The organism is Phycicoccus sp. Soil748, from assembly GCF_001428025.1.
GTDB lineage: Bacteria > Actinomycetota > Actinomycetes > Actinomycetales > Dermatophilaceae > Pedococcus.
Genome location: NZ_LMSC01000006.1, coordinates 520,342 through 531,514, shown reverse-complemented (window position 1 = coordinate 531,514; position 11,173 = coordinate 520,342). Strand labels below are relative to the sequence as shown.

Sequence of the window (11,173 nt, the reverse complement as noted above, 5' to 3'; positions counted from 1 at the left end):
CACGACAATCTTGGTCGAGGCGCTGTTGCGGCTAGAGGGCGCGTAGTCCACTGAGTGTCCTTTCGATGAGTTCACGTCGTTCGTCGGTCGTCGTGTTTTCGGAGATGGTGGCGCGGGTCCTGAGGTGTCCCGCGGTGATGAGGTCGCCCAGGAGCACCCTGGCGACCCCGAGGGGGATGTGGAGCTTGGCGGAGACCTCCGCCACCGACTGGGAGGTGGCACAGAGCTCGATGATGCGACCCGACATGTGTCCTTCGGGCCAGTTCGCGCTTCGTCCGGATGGCTGCACTTCGAGCGTGGCTTCGATCGGCAGGTCCACCACGGACTCGGTACGACCGGACGTCAGCGCGTAGGGCCGGACCAGCCTGGGTCCGGCCGACTCCTCGCGTGCGTCGGGCGCCATGACTACCCCGAGATCGGCGCCCGGGCAGCCGCGTCGATCATCTTGCCGACGCGGTCGACCAGCACCGCCATCTCGTAGCCGACCTGACCGATGTCGGAGTCCGTGCTCGTGAGGGCGGCGAGGTGCGAACCGTCGCCGACACTCATGAGCAGCAGGAAGCCGAGCTCCATCTCGATCACGGACTGCAGGACCGTGCCGCCCTGGAAGAGCCGGGCCGCACCGGAGGCCAGGCTCGCCATACCTGAGGCCACCGCCGCCATCTGCTCGGCTCGGTCCTCGGGCAGCTGCTCGCTGGAGGCCATGGGCAGGCCGTCGGCCGAGACCAGGATGGCGTGGGACACGCCAGGGGTCTCGGTCGCGAACTTGGCCACGAGCCAGTCGTACTCGCCCTTGGGCTGGGCCATGGCGTCAGTGCTGAACATCGGCTTCCTCTCGGTGGGTTCCGTCTTGTGCCTCGGTGCGCGCGGCGCTCACACCGTTCTTGTGGCGGGTCAGGCTGCGGCGAACAGCCTCGGGGTCGCGGCGCGACGTCGCGGGTGCGGCGGTCACCTCAGCCGGGGCGTCGGTCTCGCCGGGGTTCATGGTGGTGCCGGGCAGCCGCATCGGGAGGCCCGACGCGGACATCAGCGACCGGTAGATCGGGGTGTTCTCACCGACCGGTGCGGCGGGCGCGGCCTGGGGGTCAGCCTGCACGTCAATCTGCTCCTCGACCTGCTCGTCCTGGGTGGTGGGGTGTGCCGCGACGGTGGTCTCGGCCATGGTGGTGTCGGCGACGGCGTGCTGGTCGACCTCGAGGTCGGCGTCGGACACCGTGCGCGCCTTACGGGCTCCGAAGAACGACGTGTTGTGTGCCCGCAACGCCGGGCGGCCCGTGAAGGGCTCGGGCTCGGCGGCCACCGGGGTGGTCGAGCCGCTGGCACCGGGCACCCGGGTCGGCAGTGCCGGCTCGGTGGGCTGGGCGACGGCCTCGGCCGCCGGGGCGGCGTCCGCACTGTCGTCGGTGGCCTCGGCCACCCACGCGTCGGGAACCGTCAGCTCGGTGGTCTCCGGCGTCGCCGCGGCGTCCTCGGCAACGACGGGCTCGGTCGGGGTGGCCTCGCCGCGCTCCGCCTTCTCGCGCGCCTCGGTGACCGCCGCGCGGTGCTCGAGCCAGGCAGAGAGGTTGGAGGGCATGCGGTGCTCCTGCGCCTCCAGCGCCTCGATGCGAGCGGCCTCGGCAGCCTTGCGGCTGGGGAGCCAGCTCGTGAGCCGTCCACCCTTGGCCTTGTCGCCGCCCTTGTCCGCGGTGTCGGCCGTGGCCGGCGTCTCGGCGAACTCAGTGGCCTCGGTGATGCCCGTGGCGCGCGGCTTGCGCATCGGGAGCCCGGCAGCCGAGCGCGTGACCTCGGCCGTGGGTGCCGCGGCCTTGGCCTCTTCGGCGGCCTTGGCGGCCTCTGCAGCCTTCACCTCAGCAGCCTTCGCCTCAGCAGCCTTCGCCTCGGCTGCCTTGGCGTCCTCAGCAGCCTTCGCCTCGGCTGCCTTGGCGTCCTCAGCAGCCTTCGCCTTGGCAGCGGTCTCCGCCTGGGCCGCTTCAGCAGCCTTGGCGGCTTCGGCGGCCTTGCCAGCCTCTGCCTTCTCCTGGGCTGCGGTGTCCGCGGCGGCGTCACCATGGGTGTCGTGGCCACGCGCACCGTTGCTGCCATTGACCTCAGCCGGCGCACCGTTGCTGCCGTTGGCGCCGTTCGCCACCACGGAGTGGCCGTTGGTCGCGGCCTTCTCCTCGGCCGCGGCCTCGGCGCCCTCGATGACGGGCTTGATCGGGATCGAGGGGATGCCGCCGCCGGCCGTGGGGCCGTGCGCGCCGGGGGTACGGGTCGGGAGGACCTTCTTCGCCGCACCGGGCACGGGGCTCGGCCCGGTGCTCGGGGTGGGCGTGAGGCTCGGGGCTCCGCTGGCGCCACGGACGCGGGTCGGCAGGCCCGCCTTGGTCGTCCCGCCGACGGCCGGGGCGGTCGGCGTCGCGGCAGGAGCTGCGGGAGCAGGAGCTGCGGCGGCTGCTGCCGCTGCGGGGCGGACCGGGCGCTCGGCGCGGGCGTTGTCGGCCAGCAGGCCGGCGGGCAGGTGCACCGAGACCGTGACGCCCTGCTTGTCGGCGCCGTTGCGACGCAGGCGCACGGCGATGCCGTGGCGCTTGGCCAGGCTGCCGACCACGAACAGGCCCATGCGGCGTGCGGTGTCGGGGGTGATGTCGCCACCGTGCGCAAGGCGGTCGTTGAGCCCCGCGAGCTCCTTCGGCGGCATGCCGAGGCCCTTGTCGTCGACCTCGATCAGGAGGCCGCCCTCGGGCGTACGGGCACCGCGGATCCCCACGCGGGTGGTGGGCGGCGAGTAGGCCAGGGCGTTGTCGACGACCTCGGCGAGCAGGTGGATGAGGTCGGAGCCGACGGCGCCCAGGACGTGGTCGTTGGAGGTGTCGCCGATGTCGATGCGCTCGTAGTTCTCGACCTCGGACACGGCCGCGCGCACGGCGTCGGACACCGACACCGACCCGGACACACCGCGACGCGTGGAGGTCCCGGCGAGCACGAGCAGTGAGTCGCTGTTGCGACGCATACGGGCTGCGAGGTGGTCGAGGCGGAACAGGCTCTGCAGCCGCTTGGGGTCCTCCTCGTCGCTCTCGAGGCGCTCGATGAGCGAGAGCTGCTGGTCGATGAGTGAGGTGCTGCGGCGCGAGAGGGTCTCGAACATGTGGCCGACCTGCACGCGCAGGCGGGCCTGCTCACCGGCGAGGGTCAGCGCCTGGGTGTGGAGGTCGTCGACGGCGCGGGCCAGCTGGCCCATCTCCTCCCTGGTGTGGACCGGGATGGCCACGAACTCCGGCGGCTCGGTGCCGTCACGCATGGCGGCGACGGCCGCGGGCAGGCGCTTGTTGGCCACGTCGAGGGCGCCCTGGCGCACCGCGCGGATCGGCACGAGGAGCGAGCGGAGCAGGGCGAGCACGATGGCGAGGGCGGCGATGAGCGCCGCAGCCACGATGATCGCGTTGAGGATGGCGGTGCCGCGGAAGTCGGAGGCGCGCTGGCGCAGGTTGCTCTCGAGGGAGACGAGCTCGCTGTCGAGGAGCTTGGTGTACCCGGCGTTGCTCGACTCGACGACCGTGCCGAGCGCGGCGAGCTGGTCCTTGTCGATGCTCTCCTGCTGCAGCGTGTAGTTGCGGCGGCCGTTGTCGTTGAGCAGCTGGCGGACCTGGGCACCGCTGTCGGGCACCTCGGCCTGCAGGCGGGTGAGGGCAGCGGTCTCGGCGCCGACCTGGCCGATGGCGCGCAGCGTGGCGGCGCCGTCGTCGGTGTTGGCGAGGTTGAGCTGCTGCCCGGTCATCGCGCGCTGGGCGGCGAGGGTGTCCTGGACGGCGACGACGATCTTCGCCGAGGCGGAGTCGTCGGAGAGGCCGAGGTCGGCGACGGCGGTCGACAGGAGCGTCGCGATGCTGCCCGACCGGTCGATGACGACGTCGGAGAACCCGTTCTGGGTCTTGGCGCTGCGCACGGCCTGGCCGAGGGACAGCGCGCTGGTGCCGCTGCGCCGCACGCTCTCGGGGATGCCGGGGGTCTTCAGGGCGATGCGGAGGTCGGCCGCGGCGGACTCGTACTTGGTGATGGCGGCGATGACGCCACCGCCGCCGACGCTGCCGGCGGCCGCGAGGCGCTGCACGGCGAGGTTGTACTCGACCACGGGGCGGATGACCAGGACGGTGTCGGCCGCGCGGTCGAGCTTCGTCGACGTGTCGAAGTCGTTCTTGACGCGCAGGCCACCGAACACGAAGGCGAGCACCACCGGCAGGACGACAGCCGCAGCAAGCTTCCGTCGCAGGGGCCAGTCGCCGAAGGACCAGCCTTGGGGGACACGGCCAGCCGCCGACTGCAGTCTGGACACGGAGCCACCTTCCTCATCACGAAAACTTGGGTGATCGGCAAGATATGGGTCCGGATGAGGGGTCTGGGTAGGCCTGCGTGGTCGTTTCGAACGTTCGGACTCTGCAGATGTGGCCGAAGGGACTAGGCGCGTCGGGTGACAGCGTCGGACGGCTGACTGGACCCTCAACCGCACGTCCCGAAAGGCGACATAAGCCGCGCGGTCCGTCGGCGGGGTGTATACCGTGAGGCCGTCACCGTTGGGTGACGCAGGAGTGACGGGGATCCAGATGGAGAGCACGGTTTCGACAAGCGAGGTGCAGGCGCTTCGTCAGCTCTCGCGACTGATGAACAAGGCCAGCGGGCAGGAGAGCCTGCAGGACCTGCTCGACCTCGTGGTCGAGGGAGCAGCCGACATCGTGGGCTTCCAGGTCGCGGCGATCAGCCTCGTCCGGTCCAGCGGCGACCTCGAGATCGTCGCCATCGGCGGCCACCCGGACGCCACGGCCCAGCTCATGGGCCGGCGGACCTCGCGCGAGAGCATCGAGGCGGAGTTCGCCGTCGCCGAGCACTGGGGCTCGCTGCGCTTCATCCCGGCGGCCATGCTGCCGACCACCGCCCCGGCAGGCTGGGTCGCGTCGGAGTGGGAGGAACAGGTCATCGGCGACCCCGAGGCGTGGGACCCCGAGGACACCCTGCTCGCGCCGTTCTACGACCCGGCGGGCGAGATGATCGGGATGATCTCGGTCGACCTGCCGCTGTCGGCCAAGCGGCCCACCCAGGTGCAGCAGGGGGTCCTGGAGGTCTTCGCCAACCAGGCCGGCATCGCCATCAACTCGTTCCGCCAGCGCCAGACGCTCGCCGAGCAGGTCCGCCTCGCCGGCACCGTGCAGAACCTCGCCCGCATCTCCCAGGGCATCCTGGAGCCCTCGCGCGTGGTCGAGGCGATCGTCGACCCCATCAGGACCGGTATGGAGTGCCTGGGCCTGTGGGTCCGCGCCTTCTCCAACGAGGACGCCGCGACGACGGAGAGCCTCGCCGCCTACTCCCTGCACGGCCTGGAGCGCACCCCCCGCGAGATGGTCGACATCGCCCGTCGCATGGGTGAGTACTGCTGGAGCCAGCAGGTCGCAGCGGTGATCCGGGACGGCGTCGCGCGTCCGAGCGGTGTGCTGGAGGAGTCCGAGCTGCAGGCCGTCACGGACTTCCTGGAGCCCACCGGCGCCGGCTCGCTGCTGCTGGCGCCCATCGGCGCGGGCACCGAGTGCCTGGGCCACATGGTCCTCACGCGCTCGACGGACGCCCCGGCGTGGAGCGAGGCCGAGCGCGTCGCCGCCCTGGAGATCGGGCGGGACGTCGGCCGTTCGATCGTCAACGCCCGGCTCTTCGAGCTCGAGCGCCGGATGACCGCCGAGCTGCGACGGGCCGACCGCGCAAAGACGACCCTCTTCTCCACCATCTCGCACGAGCTGAAGAACCCGCTCGCCTCGATCATGGGTCACCTCGAGCTGCTCAAGGAGGACCCGACCGGCGACCCGGCCTGGTCGCTCAAGGTGATGGAGCGCAACACCCACCGCCTCCAGGGGCTGGTCGACGACCTGCTCACCCTGGCCAAGGTCAGCGACCCCGACCGGCCGCTGGTGCGCGAGCGCGTCGACATGGTCGCGCTCGTCCAGGACGCGGTCGACATGTTCCTGCCGCGGGCAGCGCAGGCGAACGTCACCATCACCGTCCAGGCGCCCCCGCAGGCCCCCTGCGCCTGGGGCAGCTCCGAAGAGCTGGCGCGCCTCGTGGACAACCTCATCAGCAACGCCGTGAAGTACACGACGGACGGTGGCGCCGTGACCGTGCAGCTGCGCACCGTCGGCGACCGGGTCGAGCTGGTCTGCTCCGACCAGGGCATCGGCATCTCCAGGGCCGACCAGCGCTCGCTGTTCACCGAGTTCTTCCGCAGCACCAACCCCGACGCCCTCGAGGTGCCCGGCACCGGACTGGGGCTGAGCATCGTGCAGCGCATCGTGTCGCGGCACCAGGGCTCCGTCGCGGTGGACTCCGAGCTCGGCAGGGGCACCTCCTTCACGGTCCTGCTGCCCACCGGCTGACCGGGTCTCGTAGGACCACCCCAGCCCGTTGACAGCCTGGCCACAGGCTGGGCCGAGACCTTCGTCGGAGAGCCTGCGCCACCCGGCGCGGCACACGAGAGGGGAGCACCACGTGCCCAGCAAGTCCATCGTCACGGCGGCCTGCGGGATCGCCGCAGCCACCGGCATCGTCATCGCCGCGGCCTCCCTGGCGAACGCGTCGGCCACCAACGCCCCTGCAGCCTCCGCCGGCTACGCGCTCGGCTACGGCCAGCAGGGCACCGCGCCCCAGGGCGGCCCCCAGGGCGACCGTGGCCCGGGTGGCAACCACACCCCCGTCACGGGCTCCGAGCTCACCAAGGTCACCGCCGCGGTCAAGGCCAAGGACTCCGCCGTCACCGTCACCTCCGCCCGGAAGGACGAGGACGGCTCCTACGACGTCTTCGGCACCAAGGCCGGTGCCCCCGTCAGGGTCGAGGTCAGCAAGGACCTCAAGACCGTGACCGTCGAGACCGGCGGTCCCGGTGGCGGCCGCGGCCATGGCGGTATGGGGGGCGGCATGGGCGGCAGCGCCGACACCCCGGTCACCGGCGCCGAGCTCACCAAGGTCACCGCCGCGGTGAAGGCCAAGGACTCGGCCGTCACCGTGTCGAGCGTGCGCAAGGACCCCGACGGCTCCTACGACGTGCTCGGCACCAAGGCCGGCGCCCCGGTCATGCTCGAGGTCAGCAAGGACCTCAAGACCATCACCACGCGCACCGGTGGCCCCGGCGGCCACGGACCAGACGGTGACCGGCCCGGCCTGCCCGGCACCCAGTCCGGTACGCAGTCCGGCACCGGCGCCAACACCCCGTCAGGGACGGCGACCGGTACCGCCTACCGCACCGTCTGACGGAGCCCACGCGCCACCTGCGCCGGTCCCTTCCCCCGGGGCCGGCGCAGGCCTCTGCTCGCCGCGCACCCCTCGGGCATCGCCCAGCCCCGGGAGCGCCCCACCGTCAGCTAGCGCACGACCTGGCGGTGGCTGCCGTCCACGCGACGCGTCCACCCGCGGTTGTCGAGGTGCTCCAGCAGCGGGACGGCGACCCGTCGCGTCGTCTCGAGGGCCTGCCGAGCCTCACTGAGCGTGAACGGCTGGGGCAGCCCGGCCAGCACCCGCATCGCCCGCGCGGGGGCGTCCGGTCGCAACAGCACCCCGTCGTCCAGGCGCATCAGCCGGCCGGCGCGGACGGCGGCGGCCACCTCAGCCCGGCCGAGGCCCCAGGCGTCGAGGTCGGGCTGCTCCGGCGCGGCGAAAGGCGTTGCGGCCAGGCGCTCCTCGAGCTCACGCAGACCGGACTCGGCCGCGCCGAGGGAGGCGCGCACGCCGGGTACCCAGACCCGACCCTCGACCAGCTCGAGGCCGGCCGCGTGGACCACCTGCGGCAGGAGCGCGCGGGCGGGGACACCGGCCACCGCCACCGCCGCCTCGGCGGTGAGACTCGGCTCGAGCGGCTGCTCGGCCACCCGGCGGTGCAGCGCCTGAGCAAGGGCCGCCGACCAGCCCTCGAGCGCAGACGTGGCCACGAGCCACGGACCGTGGACGGCCACCTCGTCGGAGTGCGTGGGGGGCAGCGGGATGCCGAGGGCGACGGCGTCCTCGACGCGCATGGCCCCCCGGCGCCCCACCTCCGCGGCCAGGTCGGGCGTGCCCGTGGCACGGGCCAGCTGCTCCGCCCACCGGCGGGCGGCCCCGCGCCGGCGCAGCTCGGGCGGGTCGGCGTCGAGCACCAGGGCGCCGGCGACGACCCGCTTGGCACCGGGGTCGCGCAGGATCGCGCGGTCACCCGCGACGAGGGGCAGCGGCCGGTCGAGGACGAGCCGTACGGCGTCCGCCCCGAGCGGCCGCACGTGCGCCTGCACGGCGGTGGTGCCCACGTGCAGCGTGAGCTGCGAGGGCAGGCGCTGCTGGGAGGCGCCGCCCGGCAGCCGCTCCGAGCCCCCGACCGGCTCGACCCGCACGTCCACGACCGCGGTCAGGCGCCACGCCCCCGGCGTGACCAGCACGTCGCCGCGAGCCACCTCGGACACACCCACCCCGCGGAGGTTGACCGCGACCCGGGACACGGGACCGACGCGGTCGTGCTGCTGCTCCATCGACTCCAGCCCGCGGACCCGGGCCGGCCGACCGGCGAGGTCGACCTCCTCACCCACCGCGATGGTCCCCTCCCCCAGGGTCCCGGTCACGACGGTGCCGCTGCCGCGGATGGTGAAGGCACGGTCGACCCACAGCCGCACCCGGCCGTCGGTGCGTGGCGGTGGCGTGGCGGCGGCGAGCCGCTCGAGGGCCGCCAGGAGCTCGGGCATCCCCTCCCCCGTCAGCGCCGACACCGGGACCCCCTCGACGTCACCGAGGCTGGTCCGGGCGATCCGCGAGCGGCCGTCCGCGAGCGCCGGGCCCGGGTCGGCGAGGTCGCTGCGGGTGACGACGAGCAGGCCTCTGCTGATGCCGAGGGCGTGCACTGCGGCGAGGTGCTCGCTCGACTGCTGGCGCCAGCCCTCGTCGGCGGCCACGACGAAGACCACCGCCGACGTCGGGCCGAGCCCGGCCAGCATGTTGCCGATGAACCGCTGGTGGCCCGGCACGTCGACGAACGCGACCTGCGCCCCCGACGGCAGCCGGGTCCATGCGTACCCGAGGTCGATGGTGAGCCCGCGGCGGCGCTCCTCGTCCCACCGGTCCGGCTCGATACCGGTGAGGGCCCGGACCAGCGCGGACTTGCCGTGGTCGACGTGGCCGGCCGTGGCGAAGACGTGCACCGCGCGGACCTCCTGGACGACTGTGGCGGAGGTGGACGGGAATCGAACCCGCCAGACCGAGATGCTCGGTCTCACCGGTGTTGAAGACCGGGGGGACCACCAGGAACCCTGACACCTCCGCGGCCACGCTATAACGCGGTCGGCGACAGTGCCGTGGCGACCCCGTGGGCGTGGGCGTCAGTTCCAGGATCCGCCGTTGCCCCAGCCGGGGCCGGGGCGCACCTTCGGCGGCGCGCCCTCCTCGCCCTCGTCGTGCCAGTCGTCGTCCCTGCGCCCCCGGAACCGGTTGACGACACCGACGACGATCACCCCCACGAACGCCACGACCCCCAGCCCGAAGATGCAGAACAGGACCACTGCGAACATCGGCCACCCTCCCCAGTGCGCGCACGCCGGCGCGTGGTCCGAATGTACTCCGCCGGCCGCCGCCCGGAGGGGCCGCGTTCGGCGCCCGCGCCATGAACGGTCGGCCGCGATGGTCGGCCGCAACGGTCGGCAGGACCGGCGCCGAGGCGCCGACATACAGTCGGCTCATGACGACCACGGCTGCACCGGTCCGCCTGACGCAGTTCGCCCACGGAGGGGGCTGCGCGTGCAAGATCCCCCCGGGCGAGCTCGAGGACATGGTGCGCGGGCTCACCGGCGTCGCCTCGCCCGACCTGCTCGTCGGGCTTGACGACGGTGACGACGCGGCGGCCGTGCGGGTCGAGGGAGACCTGGCCATCCTGGCCACGGCCGACTTCTTCACCCCGGTCGTCGACGACGCCTACGACTGGGGTCGGATCGCCGCGGCCAACGCCCTCTCGGACATCTACGCCATGGGGGGCCGGCCCGTGGTGGCGGTCAACCTGCTGGGCTGGCCGCGGGACGTCCTGCCGCCCGAGCTCGCGGCCGAGGTGCTGCGCGGGGGCCTGGACGTGGGCCGCCTCGCGGGGTGCCCGGTCGCCGGCGGCCACAGCATCGACGACCCGGAGCCGAAGTACGGCATGGCAGTGACGGGGGTCGCCCACCCGGACCGCCTGCTGCGCAACGACGCCGCGCAAGCCGGCCTGCCGATCTCCCTGACCAAACCGCTCGGGGTGGGCGTCCTCAACAACCGACACAAGGCGACCGGCGAGGTGTTCGCGCAGGCGGTCGCGTCGATGGCCGAGCTCAACGACCGCGCCTCGCGCGACGCCGTGGCCGCCGGGATCCGCGCGGCCACCGACGTCACCGGGTTCGGCCTGCTCGGCCACCTGTTCAAGATGGCCCGGGCCTCCGGCGTCACGGCGGTCGTGGACGCTGCTGCCGTCCCCTACCTCGACGGTGCTCGGCAGTCGCTGAGCGACGGGTTCGTCCCGGGGGGCAGCCAGCGCAACCTCGCCTGGGTGCGCCCATACCTCGACGCCGGGGTGGGTGAGGACGAGCTGGTGCTGCTCGCCGACGCCCAGACCAGCGGGGGGCTGCTCGTGGCCGGCGAGGTGCCGGGCGGCACCGTGGTGGGCGAGCTCGTCCCGCGCGGCGACTCGGTCCTGGTCGTCAGGTGACGCCCGACCCGTCGACCCCTGACGGGCAGCACGACGCGGCGGGGGTCGAGGCGCTCCTGGCCGAGGCACGATCCGGGCTGGACAGGCTCACCCCGGCGCAGGCGTACGACGCGGTGCTCTCGGGCGCGCTCCTCGTCGACACGCGCACCACCGAGCAGCGCGCGCGGCAGGGTGACCTGCCCGGCGCGGTCGTCATCGACCGGACCGTCTTCGAGTGGCGGCTCGACCCGGGCAGCCCCTGGCACATCCCGGAGGTCACCGGCCCCGACCAGCTCGTCGTCGTGGTCTGCCGGCAGGGGTACAGCTCGAGCCTTGCAGCGGCGTCGCTGCAGCGGCTGGGTCTGCGCCGGGCCACCGACGTCGTGGGTGGTGCCGAGGCGTGGTTCGCCGCCGGGCTGCCCCGGCACGACGGCCCCGTCGACGTCCGCGAGTAGCAGCTCGGACGAAGCCCGCCCGCCGCGCCGGGTCGGCGCA

At 73.3% G+C, this 11,173-nt stretch carries 9 protein-coding genes and 1 tRNA gene; 4 read left to right on the top strand and 6 right to left on the bottom strand.

Annotation, left to right across the window (positions count from 1 at the left end):
* Positions 1-31: 31 nt before the first annotated feature.
* From ASG70_RS07475 to ASG70_RS07465, 3 genes are read right to left on the bottom strand one after another with little or no spacing between them, the layout of a single operon-like run.
* Positions 32-403, bottom strand: coding sequence for a DUF742 domain-containing protein (locus tag ASG70_RS07475; protein ID WP_056883175.1), 372 nt, complete (start codon positions 401-403; stop codon positions 32-34).
* Positions 404-405: 2 nt separating this feature from the next.
* The gene (locus ASG70_RS07470) at positions 406-807 is read right to left on the bottom strand and encodes a roadblock/LC7 domain-containing protein (RefSeq protein WP_056883279.1); all 402 of its coding nucleotides are present in this window, start codon (positions 805-807) and stop codon (positions 406-408) included.
* 4 nt (positions 808-811) lie between these two features.
* The gene (locus ASG70_RS07465; RefSeq protein ID WP_156399874.1) at positions 812-4,315 is read right to left on the bottom strand and encodes a sensor histidine kinase KdpD; all 3,504 of its coding nucleotides are present in this window, start codon (positions 4,313-4,315) and stop codon (positions 812-814) included.
* Between the two features lie 325 nt (positions 4,316-4,640).
* Here ASG70_RS07465 and ASG70_RS07460 point away from each other — a divergent pair, with 325 nt between their 5' ends.
* Positions 4,641-6,395: a cell wall metabolism sensor histidine kinase WalK gene (locus ASG70_RS07460; protein ID WP_056883173.1), complete on the top strand. Its 1,755-nt coding sequence runs from the start codon at positions 4,641-4,643 to the stop codon at positions 6,393-6,395.
* A gap of 112 nt (positions 6,396-6,507) precedes the next feature.
* The gene (locus ASG70_RS19630) at positions 6,508-7,266 is read left to right on the top strand and encodes a hypothetical protein (protein ID WP_056883172.1); all 759 of its coding nucleotides are present in this window, start codon (positions 6,508-6,510) and stop codon (positions 7,264-7,266) included.
* A gap of 110 nt (positions 7,267-7,376) precedes the next feature.
* Here the strand turns inward: ASG70_RS19630 and ASG70_RS07450 are convergent, their stop codons facing one another.
* From ASG70_RS07450 to ASG70_RS07440, 3 genes are all read right to left on the bottom strand, one after another.
* Complete coding sequence (locus ASG70_RS07450; RefSeq protein WP_056883171.1) at positions 7,377-9,173, bottom strand: SelB C-terminal domain-containing protein; 1,797 nt, start codon at positions 9,171-9,173, stop codon at positions 7,377-7,379.
* Positions 9,174-9,196: 23 nt separating this feature from the next.
* Positions 9,197-9,292: transfer RNA gene (locus ASG70_RS07445), tRNA-Sec, on the bottom strand.
* Positions 9,293-9,350: 58 nt separating this feature from the next.
* A complete protein-coding gene (locus ASG70_RS07440) occupies positions 9,351-9,539 on the bottom strand; it encodes a hypothetical protein (RefSeq protein WP_056883170.1) in 189 nt (62 codons plus the stop codon).
* A 167-nt stretch (positions 9,540-9,706) separates the two neighbouring features.
* On the opposite strand from ASG70_RS07440, the gene selD reads away from it, so the two are divergent.
* Positions 9,707-10,699, top strand: a complete 993-nt coding sequence (gene selD, locus ASG70_RS07435; protein WP_056883169.1) for a selenide, water dikinase SelD — start codon at positions 9,707-9,709, stop codon at positions 10,697-10,699.
* Positions 10,696-11,133 carry a rhodanese-like domain-containing protein gene (locus tag ASG70_RS07430; RefSeq protein ID WP_056883168.1) on the top strand — a complete coding sequence of 146 codons (438 nt, stop codon included), beginning with the start codon at positions 10,696-10,698 and terminating at the stop codon, positions 11,131-11,133. The genes selD and ASG70_RS07430 overlap by 4 nt, the downstream gene beginning before the upstream one ends.
* The last annotated feature ends 40 nt before the right edge of the window (positions 11,134-11,173 follow it).